Origin of the sequence: Shimia abyssi (assembly GCF_003014475.1) — a bacterium.
GTDB lineage: Bacteria > Pseudomonadota > Alphaproteobacteria > Rhodobacterales > Rhodobacteraceae > Shimia > Shimia abyssi.
In genome coordinates this window covers 543,892-566,100 of the sequence record NZ_PYGJ01000001.1, presented here as the reverse complement: position 1 = coordinate 566,100, position 22,209 = coordinate 543,892, and the positions used below count along the sequence as shown (strand labels likewise).

General features: G+C 58.4%; 21 protein-coding genes. 11 read left to right on the top strand and 10 right to left on the bottom strand.

What is annotated here, in order from left to right:
- Window positions 1-2 precede the first annotated feature (2 nt).
- The 5 genes from CLV88_RS02755 (at window position 3) to CLV88_RS02735 (ending at window position 5,234) form a co-directional block, all read left to right on the top strand.
- Window positions 3-1,307, top strand: coding sequence for a thymidine phosphorylase (locus CLV88_RS02755; protein ID WP_106606815.1), 1,305 nt, complete (start codon window positions 3-5; stop codon window positions 1,305-1,307).
- Window positions 1,308-2,531, top strand: coding sequence for a phosphopentomutase (locus tag CLV88_RS02750; RefSeq protein WP_106606814.1), 1,224 nt, complete (start codon window positions 1,308-1,310; stop codon window positions 2,529-2,531).
- Window positions 2,528-3,514 carry an adenosine deaminase gene (locus CLV88_RS02745; RefSeq protein WP_106606813.1) on the top strand — a complete coding sequence of 329 codons (987 nt, stop codon included), beginning with the start codon at window positions 2,528-2,530 and terminating at the stop codon, window positions 3,512-3,514. Before CLV88_RS02750 ends, CLV88_RS02745 begins: the two co-directional genes overlap by 4 nt.
- Window positions 3,511-4,143: a uracil phosphoribosyltransferase gene (gene upp, locus CLV88_RS02740; RefSeq protein WP_106606812.1), complete on the top strand. Its 633-nt coding sequence runs from the start codon at window positions 3,511-3,513 to the stop codon at window positions 4,141-4,143. The genes CLV88_RS02745 and upp overlap by 4 nt, the downstream gene beginning before the upstream one ends.
- A gap of 77 nt (window positions 4,144-4,220) precedes the next feature.
- Window positions 4,221-5,234 carry a hypothetical protein gene (locus CLV88_RS02735; RefSeq protein ID WP_106606811.1) on the top strand — a complete coding sequence of 338 codons (1,014 nt, stop codon included), beginning with the start codon at window positions 4,221-4,223 and terminating at the stop codon, window positions 5,232-5,234.
- A 12-nt stretch (window positions 5,235-5,246) separates the two neighbouring features.
- On the opposite strand, the gene CLV88_RS02730 is transcribed toward CLV88_RS02735, so the two are convergent.
- Both CLV88_RS02730 and CLV88_RS02725 read right to left on the bottom strand, forming a co-directional pair.
- A complete protein-coding gene (locus CLV88_RS02730) occupies window positions 5,247-6,254 on the bottom strand; it encodes a hypothetical protein (protein ID WP_106606810.1) in 1,008 nt (335 codons plus the stop codon).
- 179 nt (window positions 6,255-6,433) lie between these two features.
- A complete protein-coding gene (locus CLV88_RS02725) occupies window positions 6,434-8,062 on the bottom strand; it encodes an AMP-binding protein (protein WP_106606809.1) in 1,629 nt (542 codons plus the stop codon).
- A gap of 145 nt (window positions 8,063-8,207) precedes the next feature.
- Between CLV88_RS02725 and CLV88_RS02720 the strand changes: the two genes are divergently transcribed.
- Together CLV88_RS02720 and CLV88_RS02715 are read left to right on the top strand one after the other, a co-directional pair.
- Window positions 8,208-9,104: a DMT family transporter gene (locus CLV88_RS02720; protein WP_106606808.1), complete on the top strand. Its 897-nt coding sequence runs from the start codon at window positions 8,208-8,210 to the stop codon at window positions 9,102-9,104.
- A gap of 160 nt (window positions 9,105-9,264) precedes the next feature.
- Window positions 9,265-9,900 (top strand): Hint domain-containing protein, encoded by a 636-nt coding sequence (locus CLV88_RS02715; protein WP_106606807.1) that lies wholly within the window; start codon window positions 9,265-9,267, stop codon window positions 9,898-9,900.
- Window positions 9,901-10,165: 265 nt separating this feature from the next.
- Here the strand turns inward: CLV88_RS02715 and CLV88_RS02710 are convergent, their stop codons facing one another.
- Entirely contained in the window at window positions 10,166-11,158 is a 993-nt protein-coding gene (locus tag CLV88_RS02710) for a quinone oxidoreductase family protein (protein ID WP_106606806.1), read from the bottom strand.
- A gap of 93 nt (window positions 11,159-11,251) precedes the next feature.
- Here CLV88_RS02710 and CLV88_RS02705 point away from each other — a divergent pair, with 93 nt between their 5' ends.
- Window positions 11,252-12,085, top strand: coding sequence for a LysR family transcriptional regulator (locus CLV88_RS02705; protein ID WP_106606805.1), 834 nt, complete (start codon window positions 11,252-11,254; stop codon window positions 12,083-12,085).
- 172 nt (window positions 12,086-12,257) lie between these two features.
- Here CLV88_RS02705 and CLV88_RS02700 read toward each other — a convergent pair whose 3' ends face one another.
- The 7 genes from CLV88_RS02700 to CLV88_RS02670 form a co-directional block, all read right to left on the bottom strand.
- Window positions 12,258-14,453 (bottom strand): 3-hydroxyacyl-CoA dehydrogenase NAD-binding domain-containing protein, encoded by a 2,196-nt coding sequence (locus CLV88_RS02700; protein ID WP_106606804.1) that lies wholly within the window; start codon window positions 14,451-14,453, stop codon window positions 12,258-12,260.
- An 11-nt stretch (window positions 14,454-14,464) separates the two neighbouring features.
- Window positions 14,465-15,676 (bottom strand): acetyl-CoA C-acetyltransferase, encoded by a 1,212-nt coding sequence (locus CLV88_RS02695; RefSeq protein ID WP_106606803.1) that lies wholly within the window; start codon window positions 15,674-15,676, stop codon window positions 14,465-14,467.
- Window positions 15,677-15,703: 27 nt separating this feature from the next.
- On the bottom strand, window positions 15,704-16,342 hold the full coding sequence (locus tag CLV88_RS02690; protein ID WP_106606802.1) for a glutathione S-transferase family protein: 639 nt from the start codon (window positions 16,340-16,342) through the stop codon (window positions 15,704-15,706).
- A gap of 316 nt (window positions 16,343-16,658) precedes the next feature.
- Complete coding sequence (locus tag CLV88_RS02685; RefSeq protein WP_106606801.1) at window positions 16,659-16,871, bottom strand: hypothetical protein; 213 nt, start codon at window positions 16,869-16,871, stop codon at window positions 16,659-16,661.
- Between the two features lie 54 nt (window positions 16,872-16,925).
- Window positions 16,926-18,701, bottom strand: coding sequence for an acyl-CoA dehydrogenase C-terminal domain-containing protein (locus CLV88_RS02680; RefSeq protein ID WP_106606800.1), 1,776 nt, complete (start codon window positions 18,699-18,701; stop codon window positions 16,926-16,928).
- 29 nt (window positions 18,702-18,730) lie between these two features.
- Window positions 18,731-19,132, bottom strand: a complete 402-nt coding sequence (locus CLV88_RS02675) for a MerR family transcriptional regulator (RefSeq protein WP_106606799.1) — start codon at window positions 19,130-19,132, stop codon at window positions 18,731-18,733.
- A 266-nt stretch (window positions 19,133-19,398) separates the two neighbouring features.
- Window positions 19,399-19,776 carry a MerR family transcriptional regulator gene (locus CLV88_RS02670; RefSeq protein WP_106606798.1) on the bottom strand — a complete coding sequence of 126 codons (378 nt, stop codon included), beginning with the start codon at window positions 19,774-19,776 and terminating at the stop codon, window positions 19,399-19,401.
- 118 nt (window positions 19,777-19,894) lie between these two features.
- Between CLV88_RS02670 and CLV88_RS02665 the strand changes: the two genes are divergently transcribed.
- The 3 genes from CLV88_RS02665 to CLV88_RS02655 are packed head-to-tail and all read left to right on the top strand — an operon-like array spanning window position 19,895 to window position 22,183.
- Entirely contained in the window at window positions 19,895-20,317 is a 423-nt protein-coding gene (locus CLV88_RS02665; RefSeq protein WP_106606797.1) for a PaaI family thioesterase, read from the top strand.
- On the top strand, window positions 20,317-20,847 hold the full coding sequence (locus CLV88_RS02660; protein WP_106606796.1) for a PaaI family thioesterase: 531 nt from the start codon (window positions 20,317-20,319) through the stop codon (window positions 20,845-20,847). The genes CLV88_RS02665 and CLV88_RS02660 overlap by 1 nt, the downstream gene beginning before the upstream one ends.
- Window positions 20,840-22,183 (top strand): MATE family efflux transporter, encoded by a 1,344-nt coding sequence (locus tag CLV88_RS02655; protein ID WP_106606795.1) that lies wholly within the window; start codon window positions 20,840-20,842, stop codon window positions 22,181-22,183. The genes CLV88_RS02660 and CLV88_RS02655 overlap by 8 nt, the downstream gene beginning before the upstream one ends.
- Window positions 22,184-22,209 lie beyond the last annotated feature (26 nt).

Below are 22,209 nucleotides of genomic sequence, written 5' to 3'. Positions count from 1 at the left end.
CCATGGACGCGCGCGCTATCATCACCAAACTGCGGCAGGGCGATACGCCCACGCGTGAAGAGCTGAATTGGTTTGCCAACGGGCTGGCCGATGGACGTGTCAGCGATGCTCAGGCCGGGGCCTTTGCCATGGGCGTCTGTCTGCGCGGGTTAGGAGAGGAGGGGCGCGTTGCCCTGACGCTTGCCATGCGTGACAGTGGCGACACATTGCACTGGGATCTGCCCGGCCCCGTTCTCGACAAACACTCCACCGGCGGGGTGGGGGATTGCGTCTCGCTGATCCTTGCCCCCGCATTGGCGGCGTGTGGCGCCTACGTTCCGATGATCTCCGGGCGTGGGCTGGGTCACACCGGCGGCACACTTGACAAGATGGAGGCCATTCCCGGCCTGAAAACGGGTCTCAGCGAAGATCAGTTCCGTGCCGTTGTTGACACCGCAGGCTGCGCAATTGTCAGCGCCACCGCCGATATCGCCCCGGCGGATAAACGGCTTTATGCCATCCGCGACGTGACCGCGACGGTCGAAAGCCTTGATCTGATCACCGCCTCGATCTTGTCCAAGAAACTCGCCGCCGGGCTTCAGGGTCTGGTGCTTGATGTCAAACTTGGTTCTGGTGCCTTTATGAAATCCGCCGATGATGCGCGCGCGCTCGCCACTGCATTGGTCAACACTGCCAACCTCGCCGGATGCCCAACCAGCGCCGTGATCTCAGACATGAACCAACCGCTCGCCGCATCGCTTGGCAATGCACTTGAAGTGGCTGAGGTGATGCAGGTGCTTTGTAACGGGGCAGGGGGGGCATTGGCCGAGCTCTCCGTCTCGTTGGGGGGCGTCCTGCTTGCCAACGCCGGGCTCGCCCGCGATGTCGAAGACGGCATTGCCCAGATGGCCACAGTCCTCTCTGACGGCCGCGCCGCTGATACGTTTGGCCGTATGGTCGCCGCCATGGGTGGCCCCGTACAGTTCACGGAAAACTGGCGACGCTTCCTTCCCGAAGCGACCGTGATCCGCGAAATCGCCGCACCCCAAACGGGTTATGTCTACGCCATCGACGGAGAGGCGCTGGGCCTTGCCGTGGTCGCGCTGGGTGGCGGGCGTCAGGTCGAGGCGGATGTGATTAACCCCGCCGTCGGCCTGTCCGAAGTGGCCCGTCTGGGGGCCCGCGTTACCCGAGGCCAACCGCTCTTGCGCCTTCACGCCGCTCGAGAGGATGCCGCCAGGGAAGCCGAACAGGCGGTCTTGCAGGCTATCACAATCGCCGATACAGCGCCTGACCTGCCACCGCTCATTCACGAAAGGATCCGATAAATGCCCCGCGCTTTTCTTGTGGTCATGGACTCCGTTGGCATCGGTGGTGCACCGGATGCGGATCAGTTCTTTAACGAAGACCGCCCCGACACCGGTGCCAATACGCTTGCCCATATTGCACAGGCCTGTGCGGCGGGTCAGGACGGTGCAACGCGGGGCGAAGAAGGCCGTTCAGGCCCGATAAGCCTGCCCACCCTTGACGCGCTTGGCCTTGGCGCGGCGACGCGCCTGGCCTCGGGTGACGCAACCCCCGGACTTGACGCTGTCCCTACCGGGTTCTGGGGCGCGGCCACTGAAACCTCGCGCGGCAAAGACACCCCATCAGGACACTGGGAACTTGCCGGACTACCTGTGCCTTGGGACTGGACCTATTTCCCAAAAGCCACCCCCAGCTTTCCCAGCGACCTCACTGCAAGGATCTGTGCACTGGCCGGAACAGACGGCATTTTGGGGGATTGTCACGCGTCAGGCACTGCCATAATCGCGGATCTAGGCGCGCAACATTTCCAAACCGGTTTTCCGATATGCTACACCTCCGCCGACAGCGTCTTGCAAATCGCGGCACATGAAGACCTTTTTGGCCTCGACCGATTGTTGACCCTCTGCCGCGACCTCGCCCCGATCCTGCATGACATGAAGGTTGGCCGCGTCATCGCGCGCCCCTTTGTTGGTAATGCCGAAACCGGCTTTCAACGCACCACCAACCGCAAGGATTTTGCCATCGCGCCGCCCGAACCGATCCTGACCAACTGGATACAGGATGCGGGTCACCTGGTGCATGGTGTCGGTAAAATAGGCGACATTTTTTCCATGTCCGGCATTGATGATTGCGCCAAGGGCTGTGACGCCGATCTGATGAAGGCTTTGCATAATCTGGTCGATGTAGCGGCAGACAACAGCTTTACCTTTGCAAATTTTGTCGAATTCGACAGCCTGTATGGCCACCGCCGCGACATTCCCGGTTATGCCCGCGCCCTGGAATGGTTCGATGGGCAAATTGCCGCCTTCATCGACAAACTACGTCCCGGCGATCTGTTGATCCTGACGGCGGATCATGGCAATGACCCCAGCTGGAGCGGCACGGATCACACGCGCGAACGGGCGCCGGTTCTCTGCGCCGGAGTTGGCAGCGGGCAGGCAGGCCTGATCGATTTTGTCGACGTCGCCGCCACCATCGCCACCCATCTCGGTGTTACCCCGCCGCGCGGAAGGAGTTTTCTATGAGCGTTGCCGACCTACCCAAGATCGAGCTGCACCTTCACCACGAAGGCGCGGCACCGCCCGCCTTTATCCGCCAACTGGCGCATGAGAAAAAGGTTGACCTCAGCCGCATCTTTGACTCCAACGGGGGCTATGCCTTTGAAAATTTTGTGCATTTCCTTGAGGTCTACGAGGCCGCGACCAGCGTGCTGCAAACCCCCGAGGATTTTGCCCGCCTGACCCGCGCCATCCTTCAGGAAAGCGCCGAACAGGGTGTTGTCTACACCGAAAGCTTCATCAGCCCCGATTTTTGCGGTGGTGGTGACGTCGCCGCTTGGCGCGAATACCTGCACGCTATCCAAGAGGCTGCAACCCGGGCCGAAGCAGACTTTGGCATCACCCTGCGCGGCATCGTCACACCTGTCCGTCACTTTGGCCCCGAAAAGGCTAAGCAATCTGCGCTCTGCGCTGCCGAAACCGCTGGCGATTGGGTTGTCGGCCTCGGCATGGGCGGGGACGAGGGCCAGGGCCATCAGGGCGACTTTGCCTATGCCTTCGACATGGCGCGCGAAGCCGGTCTGCGCCTGACCACCCATGCCGGTGAATTTGGCGGCCCCGAAAGCGTTTGGGAAGCGATCCGTGACCTCAACGTCGAACGCATCGGCCACGGCGTGCGCGCCATCGAAGACCCCGCCCTGATCGACGAACTTGTTGCCCGTCAGATCACGCTCGAGGTCTGCCCCGGCTCCAACGTTGTGTTGGGCCTTTATCCCGACATCGCCGCACACCCGTTGGCCAAACTGCGTGATGCGGGCGTTCGTGTGACCGTTTCCACCGACGATCCACCGTTTTTCCACACAACCATGCGCCGCGAATACGAGATGATTGCCGCGGCTTATGGCTGGGGCGAGGATGATTTCCGTGCCCTGAACCAAACCGCGCTAGAGGCCGCTTTCTGCGATGACACCACCCGCGCCCGTATCCAAAAGACACTGGAGAGCACATGACCGACCACCTCACAATCGTTGAACATCCACTGGTTCAGCACAAGCTCACGTTGATGCGTCGCACCGACACCTCGACCGGAGAGTTCCGCCGCCTGCTGCGCGAAATCAGCCAGCTGCTTGCTTACGAAGTGACCCGCGAACTGCCCATGACAACCAAACGGATCGAAACGCCGCTGGTCGAAATGGATGCCCCGACACTAGATGGCCGCAAGCTGGCGCTGGTCTCGATCTTGCGGGCTGGAAACGGCCTTTTGGACGGTATGTTGGAACTGATCCCTTCCGCACGGGTCGGTTTTGTTGGGCTTTACCGCGACGAAGAGACACTGAAACCGGTACAGTACTACTTTAAGGTTCCAACCGAACTGGACGAACGCCTTGTGATTGCGGTTGACCCGATGCTGGCCACCGGCAACTCTTCGGCCGCAGCAATTGATCTGCTCAAGGAAAATGGCGCCACAAATATCCGGTTTCTCTGCCTTCTGGCCGCGCCCGAAGGTGTCGCCCGTATGAAAGAGGCACACCCGGATGTTCCAATTGTCACCGCAGCGCTCGACGAACGTCTGAACGAAAAGGGCTATATCTTGCCCGGTCTTGGCGACGCAGGGGACCGCATGTTCGGGACAAAGTAGGCCAAATTGTGGCAAATCAATGGTTTACTCATATAGCCGATTGCGCTTAGACTACCCCTACATCTTGTGGGGGCAATATGAAACTAACCAGAGTCATCGCGGTCAGCGTGATCGCGGCATCCTTGGGATTGAGCGCGGTTCACGCACAATCCAGTCGCGCATTGGACACTCCGGCGGAATTCCCGCCGGCGAGTTACAAAGGAAAACAATATGTTGATAGTCGCGGGTGTGTATACATCCGCGCGGGTCTGGACGGGGGGGTCACGTGGGTGCCGCGTGTCACACGCGATCGCAAGGTGATCTGCGGCTTCAAACCCTCCAATGTTGCAGGCGCCAGCGCAGCCGCACCTGCGGCCAAGGTCGACAAAAACGTGGTTCAGATCAAACCAGCCGCAGCACCTTCTGCTTCGACCACAACCGCGACAGCGCCACGCACAGCGCCCAAGCCAGCGGCCACCACGGCAGCTGCACCAAAAACCACAACCGCACCCGCTGCGACCACACGCACAACGACAACGGCCAAGCCGAAAACAACCACGCGCACCACAACCAGCACACGGACAACCACCACCAGCGCGCCAAAGCCTGTTGTGGTGGCCCCGGCGACCACAACCACCACCCAACAGCCGCAACAGCGCCGCACCACCGCACAACCTCCACGTGCAGCTGGTACACTGTCGCCCTGCCGCAACGGCCAGTCGACCCACAAGGGTCTCAAGGTGCGCTGCGGCCCACAAGCTCAGAGCCCGGTCACCCATGGATCCGGCAGCCCCACGGCGCCATCCCCCAAGATGCAGTTTGATCGTCAGGGATCGGTTGCGCCCAGCACTCTAAACCGCGGTCGCCCCGGTCAGGTGGTACGTATTGGCGAGGTGCATCCCGAAACCCGCGTGGTGCCGCGTCATGTTTATGAAATGAACAAGGTCTCGCATGTCACCATGACAGTGCCCGAAGGCTATCGCCGTGCCTTCGACGACGGTCGCCTGAACACGAAACGCGCCGAGATGACCTTTGCAGGCGTGTCGCGTACAAATCAGATCTGGACTGAAAAAACACCGCGCCGTCTGATCATACCACGCGTTGGCGAATAGAACACAACGCCGTCACGACCCGCAAATTTCCTGGAGGGCAACCCACTGGCTGTCCTCCAATACCGTTTCCGGCGTGATCGTAAATGGATCCGCCTCGATCAACGACAACGTCGCTTCCCCTGATGGATCCAGAGCGTAAGCATAAGGGCTGATCCGCAATCGATAGGTCTCAAACGCTGCGATCAATGTGGCGTCGTCAGGCCGCGCGCGCGCCGACAGAGCCAGATCCTCGGCATGATCGCGCAATATATCTTCATCCAGATCACCCGTGGTCAAAAGCCGAAAACGCGCAGTCAGCCCAGCATTGTCCAGCAACCGCTCCAGCGGGTCTTCATTGCGACCCAGCTCCGCCACCACAAACCCGGCGGCCACATCCGGCTCCTCAAAATCCTCGACTGCTCGACGGTTGAGCAACACAATTTCCCCCGGCAACGTCACAGCGTCCGACACGCCATCCGGCACGATCACCAACTGGCGCAGCCCCAACCGCTCTTCAAGCGCACGAATGGCAGGTGCCGCCAGCAACCCATCACAGGGTTGCCCGGTCAGGCGCGACATCTGTTCCAGCAAACTGCGCCCGATTGCTTCGCGTTTCGCGTCCGGCACCACACGCAGCGCATGCGCAGTCAGCGCATCGGGCAACCAGAACACCGCCAATGCCCCAATCGCCAACGCGCTCGCCGCCAACACACCCCAGCGTAACCGCCCCGGCTTGGGCTGGCGCCGCGAAACCGCGTTGCGCAGCGTTTCGATGGCCGCCACCATCTCGTCCTCATCCGCGCCCACCTCCAGCGTCTCACCGGGGTCGCCATCAGGATAAAAAATCGCAGGTCGCTCGCCAGGATTGTGCCGCCGCACAGCCGGGATCGACCAATGGGTCAGGGCGCGATCCTGAATATCGGTAATCACCAGTGTGGCATCACCAATCGACACGATCACGTCTTTGCGCTGCGCGTCCGATCCGGCGCGCCACAGCCCTGTGGCCTCAAGCCTCTGGTATTTTTCCAATGCGGTTGTCATCGAAGGCCTGCTCTGCCTCTTCTTTGACCCACACCTAACACGCTTGCCCAGAGCGGAGCAACGCGCATCCGCAATCTTCCTTTCGCCCCAAATATCCCGGGGTGGTCACAGCTCAGCTGTGACAAGGGGCGGCGCCCCTTATCAAGCAAATCCTGTGCGCCGTCAGGCGCGCCTTTGGGTCACATGGATTTGGCCAGCGTTCGCAGCGCGAATTTCTGGATCTTGCCTGTCGACGTCTTGGGCAGCTCCTGAAACACCACCTTTTTAGGTGTCTTGAACCCGGCCAGACTCTCGCGGGCAAAGGCGATAATCTCGGCCTCCCCGGCCTCTGCGCCATCCAGCAATTCGACAAAGGCACAGGGCACTTCGCCCCATTTCTCATCCGGCTTGGCCACAACAGCCGCCAGGCTGATCGCGGGGTGATGCATCAAAACACCCTCCACCTCGACAGAGCTGATATTTTCACCACCCGAAATGATGATGTCTTTGGCACGGTCCGTAATCTGCACATAGCTGTCAGGGTGTTGAACAGCGATATCACCGGAATGAAAATACCCGTCCTTAAACGCCTCGCGGGTGGCATCGGGGTTCTTGAGATACCCTTTCATGACCGAATTGCCCCTGATCATGATCTCGCCCGCCGTCTCTCCATCCATCGGCACCTGTGACATGGTCTCGTCCATGACCGTAATATGCTCCATCATCGGCATCGCCACCCCCTGACGCGCCTTGATCGCGGCCACCTCAGGCTTGTCCAAACCGTTCCACCGTTCCGATTGCCACAGGCATTCGGTGACATGCCCATAGGTTTCGGTCAGGCCGTAAACCTGCATCACATGAAATCCAAGGTTTTCGATCTTGGCCAGCGTCGCCGGGGCAGGGGGCGCGCCTGCTGTGAACACCTCGACTGTATGGTCAAAGGCACGCCGCTCGCTGTCAGGCGCATTCACAATGGCGTTCAGCACAATCGGCGCGCCGCCAAAATGGGTCACGCCTTCGTCGGCAATCGCATCATAAATTGCACTTGCGGTGATATTGCGACAGCACACAATTGTTCCACCCAGCAGCGGCATCAGCCACGTGTGGTTCCAACCGTTGCAATGAAACAGCGGCACAATTGTCAGATAGACCGGATGCAGCACCAACTGCCAGCTCACCACCGTGCCCATCGTCATCAGATAGGCCCCGCGATGGTGATAGACCACGCCCTTGGGCTGGCCTGTCGTACCCGAGGTATAATTCAGCGCAATGCTTTCCCACTCATCCTCGGGTAAGACCCAGGCAAACGCTGGATCGCCCGCGCTCAACAGCGCTTCATACTCCTGATATCGCCCTGTCGCCGAATGGCCCGCATCCGCATCGGCAACTTCGATGATCAGGGGCGCATCGCCCTCCATCGCGTCACAGGCTGCCTCTGCCAGCGGTAGGAACTCGGTATCAACCAGCACAACTTTGGCCTCACCATGATCAAAGATATAGGCCACCGTGTGCACATCCAGTCGGATATTGATCGAATTGAGCACCGCGCCACAGGCCGGTACGCCAAAATGCGCTTCGCCCGCAGCAGGCACATTGGGTAGCAACGTCGACACCACATCGCCCGGCGCGACACCCAATCCAGCCAACCCCGACGCCAGCCGCGTTACACGCTCATGATATTCGCGATAGGTCTTGCGATGCGCGCCGTAAACCATGGCAAGGTGATCCGGATACACCTCGCGCGCCCGCATCAATCCCGACAATGGCGTCAGCGGCACGTAATTCGCAGCGCATTTCTCCAGCCCGCTCTCATCCTTCATCCAGCCCATGGTTTTCCTCCCTCGAATCGCCCGGTCCCCACCGGTCATACGACAAACATCGCTTCTTGCGTTAGATCGTAGTAATCCCCAGTAGAAACGCCCAGTAGAAATACGCATATTGGCGTCATCAAAACGACAAAGGCCGCACCCAAACATGAGCGCACCTCTCGAAAACCGCCCCGCTGCGGCGGCCCTGTCCATGCTAGGTGCGATGGCGATCCTTGGCCTGATCGACAATTTCATTGCCCGGATCGCGGACACAGTTGGCCTATGGCAATTTGTGGCCCTGCGCGCGGTCCTGATGGCGCCTCTCCTGATCTTGATGGCCCGTCTTGGTCTGGGCAGTCTGCGACCCAACAATTGGATACCCGTGTTGGGTCGCGCGGCGGCTCTCTCGACTGCCATGTTCCTCTATTTTGGGGCGCTCGGTTTGATGACCATCGCCGAGGCGCTGGCAGGTCTGTTCACTTCACCCATCTGGGTGTTGCTGATCAATACATTGGTCCAGCGTAAACCGATTGGACCATGGCGCATATTGGCGGTGTTGATTGGGTTCGGCGGCATACTTCTTGTCTTGCAACCGGGCGCCAACGGCTTCAGCCCGACCTTGCTTATGCCCGTCGCAGCGGGTTTTTTCTACGCAATCTCCTCTATCGCCACCCGCAGCTGGTGTGCCGGTGAAAGCGCGCTGTCGCTTCTTGCCGCAAACATCCTTGTGCTGGGTGTCTTGTCGGCGTTGGTGCAAATTGGTCTGGGCGTTGCAGGCGCCGGTGATGCCAGCTATCTGGCGCGCGCATGGGTCTGGCCGGTGTGGGACGTGGTGCATTTACTGGTTCTTCAGGCGGCGGGCTCGCTTGCTGCTGTTTACATGATCATCCGCGCCTACCAGATGGACGAACCGGCGAACGTGGCTGTGTTTGAATATTCAATCATGATTTTTGGTCCTGTTTTCGCGTGGCTACTGTTCGGCCAGTTGGTTGGCGCCTCCCAGGCGCTCGGGATTGCCTGTATCGCGGCCTCGGGCATTGTCGTCGCCATTCGGTCGCGATAAATGGGCCAATGCGCCCTAGCCGACGCCACTGTTTCCGCCGAGAGAACAGTGACACAAAACCTCCCAATTTGACGCAAAATTAACTCACTTTTGAATCGCTTATTGGTTGCAGGATACGACAAACACGCAGGTGCAGTGCGCCTAACGCCTGAGGACGACCATGATCGCAAACGCGATAAAACCATTTCGCCGCAACCCGGCTGTCTCTGACACGCGCGCCCTGCGCGATCCGGTGATCACCGGTGCAGGCTGTGGCCTGATCGAAGGCACGCTTGTCGGCACGCCTGATGGTTGGACACCGATCGAGACCCTTGCACGCGGCGACGAAGTCATGACGTTTGACGCGGGCTTTCAGAAACTCACCGCATTGGTACGGGACGAGGCATGGCACACCGAAAAACTCTGCCCGCGCACGCTCTGGCCGCTGCTCGTTCCCGCCGAAACGCTGGACAACCGTCAGGACATGCTGGTCATGCCGCACCAGGGCGTCCTGATTGAATGCGAAGACGTTTCTGATAAATGGGGAGACCCCTACGCCGTCGTGCCCGGTGCCGCGCTGGACGTGCTCGAAGGTGTCGAACGTCAGGAACCTTATGGCACGGTCGAAACACTGCTACCAGTGTTCGAGCATGACCAGATGGTCTTTGCCAACCACGGCCTGCTGATGTTCTGTCAAAGCCATTGGGGCGTGCGCGCCGGTATCCTGCCGCGTCACGGCATGGCGTCTAACTACAACATGCTCCCCGTCAAGGCCGCCCGCGCCTTGCTTGAGGTGTGGTTGCAGGACGACGTTTAAACCAAAGATGGTTCGGGACGACCCGAACCGCGCGACCAAATTATTTGACGCTCAGAGATGCGCCCCTTTTAGACTGCGCGGGTAGAGGGGCCCAAGTCAGTATGGTGTTCGTCTTGAACGGGTCACGGGCACACGTCGTTAAGAGTAAGATGTCAAGCGAAACGACATCCACGTGCCACGCTGATTTACGAGGCCTTTGACCAAGGCCGAGCCGGGGCCTTGGTCAACCCCATGACGATGGGAGTTTCGCTCATCCTACAGCTGTTCAGTCGATACTCAGAACCAGTTTGCCAGTCGTTTCGCCAGCTTCAAGGCGGCGATGCGCTTCAGCGGCTTGTGCGATTGGCAATGTCGTAATTTGCGGGCGCAAGATGCCCTGACCAAGAAGGTCAAAAACCGTCGCCAGATCAGCGTTGAACGCCTCCGGCTGATTTCCGAAATAGGTGTAAATGTCGCTCACGCGCACGGCGACGGATTTCTGAAATTGCTTTGCCAGATCATCACCAAAGGTGCCAACAGGGGCCCCAGCCAGAAAGCCAAAAATCACCACAGTTCCAAGCGGAGCCAATGTTTCAAGGTCCGCTTTCAGCGTCTCGCCGGAAATCGGGTTCATGCTCAGGTCCACGCCCTTGCCATGAGTAAGCGCCATAACGCGGGAGGCAACATCTTCTGACTTATAGTCTATGACGTAATCTGCGCCTTGTTCTTTGGCATAGTCTACCTTCTCAGTGCTGACAGAGGCGATTACGGTCAGGCCCAAATGCTTGGCGATATGTTGGATCATCGTACCGACACCACCCGCCGCGGCATGCACCAAAACGGATTTGCCCGCCGTGGCGTCCCCAAGGTTAACCAACATATGATAAGCCGTCATTGCGTTCACAGGAACAGCCGCGGCAAGATTGAAATCGAGCGCGCCGATTTTTGTCACATAAGGTGACCCGATGATAGAGTGTGTGCCATATCCACCTGCTCCTATCGGTCCCATCCAGGCGACACGATCACCGATCGCCAAACCCCGCACAGCGTCGCCAAGAGCCACTACAGTGCCGGCCCCTTCCACGCCCGGAACATGGGGCAGCTCCGGCATCATACCCTCGGGCATCTCTCCACGTCGAATGATCGTGTCAATGAAGTTCACCGCGCCAGCGTGGTTGCGGATCAAAACCTCGCCTGCGCCGGGTTGGTCAATTGCGCGCGTGACCTTTTTCAAAACCTCAGGGTCGCCTGATTGAGTGATCTCAACTGCGTAAGACATTGTAATCTCCTTTGTATGTTAAGCTGACCCTACCCATGCACCGCTATTGCGATAATAATTGATTTTGGAAATGAAAATCCCATAAATAGGATAATGATCTACAATGACCTCGCTCTCTTCACCACCGTCGCCCACCACCTGAGCTTCTCTGAAGCGGCACAAAGGCTTGGCATTCCGCTGAGCCGGGTCAGCCGCAGAATTGCAGATCTAGAAGATCACCTGGGCACAAAGCTCCTCGAACGCACAACACGTCAGGTTCGTTTGACCGAAGAAGGGCGTCGCCTACTGGATCGCTGCCAAAGCCCGCTGGAAGCGCTTCAAGATGTGGCGGGATTCACAGATGACATCAAACGCCAGACTATTCGCATAACGGCACCGCCACTCGCGGCGCGAACAACAATCGGCCCGCGATTGTTGGAATTCGCGTCGGACAACCCGGACGTGGCCTTTGATTTGGTAACGACCAATGTCATGCTTGATTTCTTTCGAGACAACATCGATATCGCATTTCGCCTCGGGCCGCTTGCGGACTCAAGCCTGATTGCAAAACGCCTTTGGTCCGTTCCTTACAGCTTTTGCGCAGGGGCAGATTTTATCGCAGAGCGCAAATTGCGGGTCTTGTCTTTGGGTGATTTACGTACTCTCCCTGCGATCATATCGCGCCAGCCGTGGGTTTTGGCAAATGGAGTGCAAATACGTCCCATCGAGGTTTCTCACTCCATGGATGATCTAGACGTTGTAGCCGCCGCCGCGAGGCGAAACCTCGGGGTTGCGATGTTGCCGTCCCAGATGGTGACGGGAACGCTTCGTCCGCTTGTCGTTGAAGGGGCTGAGCCTATCCAACGGGATATGTTCGCCGTCTATCCAAGCCGCCGCCTATTGCCGGCGCGCATCAAGCGATTGATCGAGTACATGTCAATGGACTGATCTGGAGGCCACCAATCGAGAAATCCGCTGCACCCATATCTTTGGGCTCGCGTTGGTCATCTGAAAAACCGAAGCTGGCATCGCCCCCGGGAAATCGGAACCAATCAAGCGGGAGGCAATCTAAGTGAGTGCCTCCCGTGTTTCTTAGGGTCCAGACCCTATCGAGCCTGACTTACGCCGCCTTGGCCTGAGGCCCAAACCGTCCGTAAAACGACTGACCCTTTTCAGCCATCTCGCGCAGCAGCGGCGGACACGCGAACCGGTTGCCAAACTTCGCTTCCAACTCGTCGCAACGCGCAGCTGCCCAAGGTGCGCCTACGATGTCCAGCCAGCTGAACGGACCACCCGACCACGGCATAAAGCCCCAGCCAAGGATCGCACCAACGTCGCCTTCGCGGATATCTTCCAACACACCAGCCTCCAGCGCGCGTACGGCTTCCAGCACTTGGGCAAAGATCAGGCGATGCTGCACCTCGATCAACTCGGGCTGTGCGTCCAGCTCAGCAAACTTGTCGTTGAAGCCGGGCCAATAACCCTGACGCTTGCCGTTCTCATCATAGTCAAAGAATCCCGCCTTGGCTTTGCGGCCCAAACGCCCCTCATCGACCATCCAGAATGTCACGTCGTCGGCCACCGATTTAGGATAGGCATCGCCCATCGCGGCCATCGTGGCTTTGGCGATCTTGGCACCCAGATCCAGAGATGTTTCATCCACCAACTGAATTGGCCCCACCGGAAAGCCCAGCAATTGCGCGGCATGATCCAACAGTGGCAGGCCCACACCTTCGCCTGCCATCATGACCCCCTCGTTGATATAAGGGATGATACAGCGGTTGGCGTAAAAGAACCGTTCATCGTTCACGACAATCGGCGTCTTCTTGATCTGGCGCACATAATCCAGCGCTTTTGCCACAGCGCGATCACCGGTTTCTTTGCCCTTGATGATCTCTACCAACAGCATCTTTTCGACCGGCGAGAAGAAGTGAATACCAATGAACTGATCCGCTCGTTTGGACGCTTTGGCCAGCTCCGAAATTGGCAGGGTTGAGGTGTTGGAGGCAAAAATCGCATCCTTCGGGATGATCGCCTCAACCTTTTGGGTCATCTCCGCCTTTACACCGGGATCTTCGAACACCGCCTCGATGATCAGGTCCACGTCTGCCAGCGCGTTCAGATCGGTGGTGGCATTGATCTTGGCCAACATCGCATCTTTTTGTTCTGCAGTTGCTTTCTTGCGCTTGATGCCCTTGTCCATAAAGGTCTCGGAATAGGCTTTGCCGCGATCCGCCGCCTCTTGGCTTTGGTCGATCAGCACCACTTCCATGCCTGCGCGCGCCGAGACCAGCGCAATGCCAGCCCCCATCATGCCGGCACCCAGAACGCCAATCTTCTTACAGCGCTGATCTGGCACATCAGGCCGGTTTGCGCCTTTCTCCAACGCTTCCTTGTTAATGAACAAAGACTGGATCATGGCGCTTGACGAGGGGTTCATCAGCACATTTACAAACCAACGCGCCTCGATCTTGAGGGCCGTGTCAAACGGCACCTGCGCACCCTCATATACCGCACTCAGCAGCGCCTTGGCCGCCGGATAAACGCCCCATGTGTTGCCGTTCACCATGGCAGATGCACCCACAAAGGTCATGAAACCCGCCGGGTGATAAGGCTCGCCGCCGGGCATCTTGTAGCCCTTGGCGTCCCACGGTTTCACAAGGTCCGCATCCTTGGCGTTCAGCACCCATTCACGCGCCGCCGCGACCGGATCGTCGACGACCTCGTCAATGATCCCCGCGGATTTGGCTTTCTTTGGGTCGACCAACTTGCCTTGCAACAGAAATGGCGACGCCGCCATGGCACCCATCTTGCGTACAAACCGCGTGGTGCCGCCCATGCCGGGGAAAATCCCGACCATGATCTCGGGCAGGCCAATCTTGGCCTTTGGGTTGTCGGCGGCAAAAATCCGGTGTGTGGCCAGCGGCAGTTCCAACCCAATTCCCAGCGCCGTGCCGGGCAGGGCGGTGGCAATCGGCTTGCCGCCCTTGTTGGTCTTGGGGTCCATACCCGCGCGCTCGATCTTGCGCAGGAATTTGTGGCCACTCATGGTAAAGTCAAACAGCGCCTGCGCCGGTTCATCCCCCGCATCCTCGCGGATTGTTCCCAACACGTTCAGATCCATTCCCCCGGCAAAACTGTCCTTGCCCGAGGTGATCACTGCGCCCTTGATATCGTCATTGGCCAACACGTCGTCGATCATCTGTTCCAGATCGCCCAAAGCTGCGCGCCGCAGCACGTTCATGCTTTTGTCGGCCACGTCCCATGTGATGATGGCGACGCCGTCGTCACCCACGTTCATTGTGAAATCGGTCATTTTTCTCGTCCTCACACGCGCTCAATAATGGTTGCCGCACCCATGCCGGACGCGATGCACAAGGTTGCCAGCCCCACTTCCTTGTCCGAGCGTTCCAGCTCGTCCAGAAGCGTGCCGATGATGATCGCGCCAGTTGCCCCCAACGGGTGGCCCATCGCAATCGAGCCGCCATTGACGTTGACCAACTCTGGATCGACATCAAATGCCTGCTGAAACCGCAGCACAACCGAGGCAAACGCTTCGTTTACCTCAAACAGATCAATGTCCGAAATCGCCATGCCGCTATCGGCCAGAATTTTCTGCGTTGCGGGCACCGGCCCGGTCAGCATGATAGTCGGGTCCGTACCGATCTTGCAGGTCTGACGAATGCGCGCGCGTGGTTTCAGGCCGAACTTCTTGCCAAACTCCGCATTGCCAATCAACACGCCCGCCGATCCATCCACAATCCCGGACGAGTTGCCCGCATGGTGAATGTGGTTGATCTCTTCCAGATGCGGGTACTTCATCAGCGCAACCTTGTCGAAGCCGGGCATCACTCTGCCCATCTCTTCAAACGACGCTTTAAGCGCCCCAAGGCTTTGCATGTCGGTGCCGGGGCGCATGTATTCGTCATGATCCAGTATGGACAGCCCATTCTGATCGCGCACGGTGATAATCGATTTGTCGAACCGGTTATCGTCCCACGCGGCCTTGGCGCGGCGCTGGGATTCCACCGCCAAAGCGTCGGCCTGATCACGGCTGAAACCGTATTCGGTGGCAATGATATCGGCCGAAATGCCCTGAGGCACAAAATACCGTTCCATCGCCACTGTCGGATCCACAGCCACCGCCGCTCCGTCCGATCCCATTGGCACGCGTCCCATCATCTCGACACCGCCTGCGATGTAGGCATCACCTGCACCGCCCTTGACCTGGTTCGCGGCCAGATTTACCGCCTCCATACCGCTGGCACAGAACCGGTTGATGGCCAGCCCCGGAATGCTCTCATCCAGTTCAGAGGCCATCACAGCCGTGCGCGCCAAACAGCCACCCTGTTCCTTGACCTGGGTCACGTTGCCCCAGATCACATCCTCAACGGCATGGCCGTCCAGCCCATTACGCTCTTTCAATGCGTTCAACACATTCGCCGACAAACGCACCGAAGTCACTTCATGCAAGGACCCATCCTTGCGGCCTTTGCCACGCGGCGTGCGCACGGCGTCATAGATATAAGCTTCGCTCATTCTTGCTCTCCTCTTCCGGTCCAAACGTCACGCGCGATCTGCGGGTGAGCCGGGCATCAGGTCGTAAGGGGCTTTCCAGCCCGGTGTGTTTTCAACGTTGCTGAGCCAGCGGCTCATATTGCGCCATTCGGCGCGGTCAAACCCAAAGGGTTCGGGATAAAACAGATAGCCACAGCACGAAATGTCCGCATTGGTGATCTCGTCACCCACAATCCAATCGCGCCCCTCAAGATGCGTGTTCAGCACCGCATATGCGGCCTTGAGACGCCCTTGGTTAAATGCAATCACATCCGCATTGCGATGTTCTTCGGGCAGGAAATTCATCAGGAAACGGGTCATGCCGGCCTGCGAGCTCAGCTTGTGATTGTCCCACAGCACCCAGCGGAAGATCTCGTAGTTTTCATCTCTACCCTTGCCGCCGAACTTACCGGACTTTTCGGTGATATAGGCTTGAATCGCGCCGGACTGGCTGGTGCGAAAATCACCGTCGACCAATACTGGCGCCTCGCCCATCTCGTTGACATCGCTGCGATATTCCGGGGTGCGGGTTTCCCCGGCAAAAAAATCTACCTTAACAGGCTCCCACTCAAGTCCGCTCAGCTCCAGCGCCAATGCTGCCTTGTAGGAATTTCCGCTCTCTCCAAAGCAATAGAGTTTGATCGTCATGGGTGCCTCCCTGTGGCAAGTGTTGTAAAAGCGGGGGTTTCACACCCCCGCACCCCCGTGAAGTATTTCCAGCAAGATGAATGCAGGACGGTTTCACGAGTTATTAAGGTTAATGCTGTTTTGTGACAGGTGCGGTACAGGCTGAAGAGCCGATGGCCGTGCGAGGTGAAGCTCCACTGTCCCGCCAGTCTGTGTGTTTGCGGTTGTGCCGGATGGTGGAGTGGACGCCCCCCGATTTCATCTTGCCAAAAATACTTCCGCCGGAGGCATCCTAAAGGCACCGCAAGCGCAAGTTTTACATTTTGAACATACCCACTCACCGCTTGCGCGCCTCCAGTTCGGAATTGAAGATGCGCAACCGGTGCGCCAGCCCATCGTGATCTGTCACCGCGTCAAAGTTCTCGAACAAAAAGGACAGCGCTTCGCCTTCGTCCAGGCCAGCCTCTGCGGCAAAACTCTTGAGCTTGCGATAGCCGTCTTCGGTCATGGCGACTGGAAAGCGGCGGGTCAGGCGAAATCGTTTGGGCATCTGTCCTCCATTCGATGCGGCTGCGTAGGGCGGACAATATTGTCCGCCGTCGCCTCAGAAACTGGTGGCGTCCAGCGCCATAACCGTGTCTGCACCCGACTCGATCCGCGCCAAGTGCATCGACGTGGCGGGCAGGCGTCGCGCCATATAATAGCGCCCGGTGGCCAGCTTGGTCTCATAAAACGCGGTGTCCTCCGCGCCATTAACCAGCGCCGCATTGGCAGCCTTGGCCATATGAGCCCACATCAGGCCCAGGCAAACATGCCCAAACAGATGCATAAAGTCATAAGATCCAGACAATGCGTGGTTGGGGTTCTTCATGCCGTTCTGCATGAAATACATGCTGGCTGCCTGAAGATCCTTGGACGCGGTTTTCAGGGGCTCGATGAAGTCGACCATCGCCTCGTCATCGCCGTTTTCCTTGCAAAAGGATTTGACCAGATCGAAAAACGCCATCACGTGTTTGCCACCGTCCTGCGCCAGCTTGCGACCCACAAGGTCAAGTGCCTGAACACCGTTGGCACCTTCATAGATCATGGCAATCCGCGCATCGCGGGTGAATTGGGACATTCCCCACTCTTCGATATAGCCATGCCCGCCATAAACCTGCTGCGCCTTGACCGTCATGTCATAGCCTTCGTCGGTCAGAAAGCCCTTGATCACCGGGGTCATCAGCGAGATCAGGCCGTCCGCATCCTTGTCGCCTTTGCGGTGAGCTGCGTCGATCATCTGAGCCCCCCAAAGCAGGAAGGCGCGTCCACCTTCGACAAAGCTCTTCTGATCCATCAGCGAGCGGCGGATGTCGGGGTGTACAATCAGCGGATCAGCCGGCCCTTCGGGGTTCTTTGTGCCTGTCACATCACGCCCTTGCAGGCGGTCATTGGCATAGATTACAGCATTCTGATAGGCCGCCTCGGCCTGTGCCATGCCCTGCATGCCGACACCTAGTCGTGCTTCGTTCATCATCGTGAACATGGCGCGCATGCCTTTGTGCTCTTGCCCCAAGAGGTAGCCTTCAGCCTCGTCATAGTTCAGCACACAGGTCGAATTGCCATGGATGCCCATTTTTTCTTCGATACTGCCGACCGATACGCCATTGCGTGCGCCAATTGTGCCTTTGTCATCGACGAGGAATTTGGGCACGATAAACAGCGATACGCCCTTGATGCCGTCTGGTCCTCCGGGGATTTTTGCCAGCACCAGATGCACGATATTGTCGGCCATGTCGTGATCGCCTGCCGAGATAAAGATCTTTTGGCCTGAGATTTTGTAGGTCCCGTTGTCCTGCGGCTCTGCTTTGGTACGCATCAGGCCCAGATCAGTGCCACAATGTGGTTCGGTCAGGTTCATGGTGCCGGTCCATTCGCACGACACCATTTTTGGAAGCCACTTGTCTTTTTGTTCGTCCGTGCCATGAGCCAGAATGGCCGAAGCCGCACCGTGGGTCAGGCCCTGATACATGGTAAACGCCTGGTTGGAGGCCGAGAACATCTCGCCCACGGCGGTACCAATCACATAGGGCATGTTCTGCCCGCCATATTGCTCGGGCATGTCCAGCCCGGGCCAGCCGCCTTCTTTGACCTGCTCAAACGCGGCCTTAAAACCAGTCGGCGTATAGACCACGCCGTTCTCCAACCGGCAGCCTTCCTTGTCGCCCACCACATTCAATGGCGCGAGCACATCACCTGTCAGCTTGCCCGCTTCCTCCAGCACGGCATTGGTGAAATCGGCGTCCAGCTCGTCATAGCCGGGAATGTCGGATGACGTAATGTTCAAAACGTCATGCAACACGAACTGCAGGTCTTTGACAGGGGCGGTATAGGTGGGCATATGTCTGTTCCCTTGATCTTGGCTTAGGCTTATTCAGCAGCTTTTTTTTCGTTATCCAGCGAGGTGAGTATCTTCTCCCCCCACCTGAGCTGTTCTTCGAGGTCATCAATGGCCTCGTTCAGCTCATCACGTTGCTCCTGCATGTCCTTCAGGCGCTGCTGTGCCACTTCGTAAGTGCGGCGCAGTTGCGTCGCCTGCTGATCGCCCATGTCATAAAGGTCGAGCAGCTGGCGGATTTCTTCCAGCGAAAAGCCAAACCGCTTGCCACGAAGGATGAGTTTCAGCCGCGCCCGATCACGTTTTGTGAATAGTCGCTTCTGGCCTTCGCGGATCGGAAACAACAGCTCTTTAGCCTCATAAAACCGCAGCGTGCGCGGTGTCACATCATAGCTGTCGCACATCTCGCGGATGGTCATCAAAGTATCGTTCATGGCAACCTCCTTGGTCAAATCCAGTTCGGGACACGTCAGGTGTGCCCATAGCTCTAATATAGTGCTTGACGTTGACGTAAGTAAGACGTTGCGTCAAGTAATCCACCGGGCTTATTGCTGGCCAGATCAGCTAACGCCGCGCGCGACTTATTTGGCAATCAATTGATATTTAGAAATAAAACGGAAATGTCGCCGCCGATCCAACAGGGCGGTAAGTGCTTGAACAACAGTTCGTGACGTCACGTCCAAATCCCGCCAGAGCCGTCTCAGGCGCCCTTGTTCAGGCTTTCAGCGGTCTCATCACGCAGTGTTTTCAGCTCGTCCATTGCCTGATCCAGCTGTTTGCGCTGTTCGATCAGCTCTTCGTACTGGCGATCTGCCATTTCGACAAAGGCCTGCATCTGCGCCTCTGTGCCCTCGTGCTCATAGATCAACAGCCACTGGCGGATGTCCTCCAGTTTGATGCCGAATCGTCGGCCCCGCATGATCAGCGTCATCCGCGCCACTTCTCGCGGTCCGAAATACCTCGATCTACCCTCACGGTCCGGTTGCAACAGCTCGATGTACTCGTAATACCTCAGCGTTCTGGGCGTCACGTCAAACCGTGTGCACATTTCTTTGAACGTCAGGCGATCATCAGACATATCACTACTCTCCCTCGTCGTGAAAAACTATGCCGCCTGACGACTGAGAGCAACCATCGCTTGCTCTACAGACAAAATGACGCTCATAAAGAGGGCGTCGCCAAATTCGGAGCCAGCCATGACCCCCGACAAAGCCAAAATCGCCGCACAATTCATCAGCGCAATCCCGCATTGCAAGGCGTTGAATATGCGTCTGACGGGGATTGGCGATGGCGAGGCCGAGATGGAACTGCCCTATGATCTGCGCATCGTTGGCGATCCGGAAACCGGGGTCATTCACGGCGGCGCGGTTTCTGCCCTGATGGATACCTGCTGTGGTGCGGCGGCAATGAGCCACCCGTCCTCGCCTGCGGCCACCGCGACCATTGATCTTCGGATCGACTATATGCGCCCCGCCACGCCCGGCCAAACCATTCGCACCCGCGCCGAATGTTACCGCATCACCCGCAGCGTCGCCTTTGTGCGCGCCACGGCAACCGATGATGACACGCAATCGCCCGTTGCCACAGCAACCGGCGCCTTTACCGTGGAGACGAAATAATGGCGCGTCCTCGTCCTGAACCGGTTCAAACGGTCAAGCACCGCCGCGACACAGCTCTGTCTGCGCTCGTGCATGGCGTGCCCTACATCCAGTTCCTTGGTATCGAGTTTGACCGGCGCGGCGATGAACTTACGGCAATCTTGCCTTTTGATAACAAACTGATCGGCAACCCGATGCTGCCGGCCATCCATGGCGGCGTCACGGCGGGTTTTCTGGAAACCACAGCTGTGATTGGCCTGGCATGGTCCGTGCTGTGGGACGATATCGAAACAGGGCGCATAGATACCGAACAACTATCGCTTGGTCATTTGCCCAGTATGCCGAAAACCATCGACTTTACCGTCGACTACCTGCGCTCAGGTCTGCCACGTGACGCCTATGCACGTGCCCGCGTGAACCGCTCTGGCCGTCGCTATGCGTCGGTGCATGTCGAGGCATGGCAGGATCAGCGAAATGTGCTCTTTGCCCAAGGCACAGGCCATTTTCTAATGCCGCCGCGATCCACAGGCAATTCCGAACACAATGGCTGACTTTGCCCCGGTGACTCATCGGCGTGTGTTGAAAAACGCGCTGCCCATCGTGCTGGCCAATGCCACCGTGCCAATCCTTGGCGCGGTTGATACCGGCGTTGTCGGCCAGATGGGTGCGGCGGCGCCCATTGGCGCTGTGGGGATCGGGGCGATCATTCTGTCTGCACTCTACTGGGTGTTTGGCTTTCTGCGTATGGGCACGACCGGCCTTGTCTCGCAGGCCCATGGCGCGGGCGAATCGGGCGAAGTTACCGCGCTGTTGATGCGCGCGCTGATGATTGGCGTCGCCGGTGGTGTTCTGATTATGCTTCTTCAGGCGCTGCTGTTTCGCGGTGCTTTCCTTTTGTCGCCTGCCAGCCCAGAGGTCGAAACGCTGGCCCGCGATTATCTGACGATCCGCATCTGGTCGGCACCCGCCGCCATTGCGCTCTATGGGTTGACCGGCTGGCTGATTGCGTTGGAACGCGCCCGCGCGGTGCTGATTATTCAGGTTTGGATGAACGGGCTCAACATCCTGCTCGATCTATGGTTCGTGCTTGGTCTGGGATGGGGCGTCGAGGGTGTGGCCTTTGCCACGTTCCTTGCGGAATGGAGCGGCTTTGCGCTGGCGCTCTGGCTGTGCCGCGATGCGTTCAGCCGCCCGGACTGGCGCGACTGGCCGCGTGTTTTTGACCGCGTCCGCCTAATCCGCATGGCCACCGTTAACCGCGACATCCTGCTGCGTTCGCTCATGCTTCAGGGCATCTTTGTCAGTTTCCTGTTCATGGGGGGTAAATTTGGCGACGTGGCATTGGCGTCCAATCAGGTGTTGATGCAATTCCTGCAAATCACGGCTTATGCGCTGGACGGGTTCGCCTTTGCAGTTGAAGCGCTGGTCGGGCAGGCGCTTGGCGCGCGCAATCGCACGGGCCTGCGCCGTGCCGCCTATGTGTCAAGCCTTTGGGGCGTGGGGTGCGCAATCGCCATGACGCTGTGCTTTGCGTTGGCCGGCGGGGCGATCATCGACATCATGACCACCTCCGCCGAGGTGCGCACAGCCGCACGTGAGTATTTGCCGTGGATGGTGGCGGCGCCAATATTCGGTGTGGCCAGCTGGATGCTTGATGGCATCTTTATCGGCGCTACTCAAAGCCGCGAGATGCGCAATATGATGGCATTGTCTCTCTTGACCTACGTGGGTTCAGTTTTGGCACTGGTGCCTCTCATGGGCAATCACGGGCTTTGGGCGGCGCTGCTGATCAGTTTTGTGGCGCGCGGTGTCACGCTTGGCTTGCGTTATCCCCGGCTAGAGGCGCTGGCAGACGTAAAAAATGACACTGACGGGATACCGACGTAATACCGACGCGATACCGACGTTGCGTT

Coding starts and splice junctions, on each gene's coding strand:
- CLV88_RS02725 (WP_106606809.1), bottom strand. CDS start 8,062: ATGGGCTGGATGAAGGATGAGAGCGGGCTGGAGAAATGCGCTGCGAAT.
- CLV88_RS02720 (WP_106606808.1), top strand. CDS start 8,208: ATGAGCGCACCTCTCGAAAACCGCCCCGCTGCGGCGGCCCTGTCCATG.
- CLV88_RS02755 (WP_106606815.1), top strand. CDS start 3: ATGGACGCGCGCGCTATCATCACCAAACTGCGGCAGGGCGATACGCCC.
- CLV88_RS02715 (WP_106606807.1), top strand. CDS start 9,265: ATGATCGCAAACGCGATAAAACCATTTCGCCGCAACCCGGCTGTCTCT.
- CLV88_RS02660 (WP_106606796.1), top strand. CDS start 20,317: ATGGCGCGTCCTCGTCCTGAACCGGTTCAAACGGTCAAGCACCGCCGC.
- CLV88_RS02675 (WP_106606799.1), bottom strand. CDS start 19,132: ATGAACGATACTTTGATGACCATCCGCGAGATGTGCGACAGCTATGAT.
- CLV88_RS02680 (WP_106606800.1), bottom strand. CDS start 18,701: ATGCCCACCTATACCGCCCCTGTCAAAGACCTGCAGTTCGTGTTGCAT.
- CLV88_RS02665 (WP_106606797.1), top strand. CDS start 19,895: ATGACCCCCGACAAAGCCAAAATCGCCGCACAATTCATCAGCGCAATC.
- CLV88_RS02745 (WP_106606813.1), top strand. CDS start 2,528: ATGAGCGTTGCCGACCTACCCAAGATCGAGCTGCACCTTCACCACGAA.
- CLV88_RS02685 (WP_106606801.1), bottom strand. CDS start 16,871: ATGCCCAAACGATTTCGCCTGACCCGCCGCTTTCCAGTCGCCATGACC.
- CLV88_RS02695 (WP_106606803.1), bottom strand. CDS start 15,676: ATGAGCGAAGCTTATATCTATGACGCCGTGCGCACGCCGCGTGGCAAA.
- CLV88_RS02750 (WP_106606814.1), top strand. CDS start 1,308: ATGCCCCGCGCTTTTCTTGTGGTCATGGACTCCGTTGGCATCGGTGGT.
- CLV88_RS02730 (WP_106606810.1), bottom strand. CDS start 6,254: ATGACAACCGCATTGGAAAAATACCAGAGGCTTGAGGCCACAGGGCTG.
- CLV88_RS02700 (WP_106606804.1), bottom strand. CDS start 14,453: ATGACCGATTTCACAATGAACGTGGGTGACGACGGCGTCGCCATCATC.
- CLV88_RS02735 (WP_106606811.1), top strand. CDS start 4,221: ATGAAACTAACCAGAGTCATCGCGGTCAGCGTGATCGCGGCATCCTTG.
- CLV88_RS02670 (WP_106606798.1), bottom strand. CDS start 19,776: ATGTCTGATGATCGCCTGACGTTCAAAGAAATGTGCACACGGTTTGAC.
- upp (WP_106606812.1), top strand. CDS start 3,511: ATGACCGACCACCTCACAATCGTTGAACATCCACTGGTTCAGCACAAG.
- CLV88_RS02655 (WP_106606795.1), top strand. CDS start 20,840: ATGGCTGACTTTGCCCCGGTGACTCATCGGCGTGTGTTGAAAAACGCG.
- CLV88_RS02690 (WP_106606802.1), bottom strand. CDS start 16,342: ATGACGATCAAACTCTATTGCTTTGGAGAGAGCGGAAATTCCTACAAG.
- CLV88_RS02710 (WP_106606806.1), bottom strand. CDS start 11,158: ATGTCTTACGCAGTTGAGATCACTCAATCAGGCGACCCTGAGGTTTTG.
- CLV88_RS02705 (WP_106606805.1), top strand. CDS start 11,252: ATGATCTACAATGACCTCGCTCTCTTCACCACCGTCGCCCACCACCTG.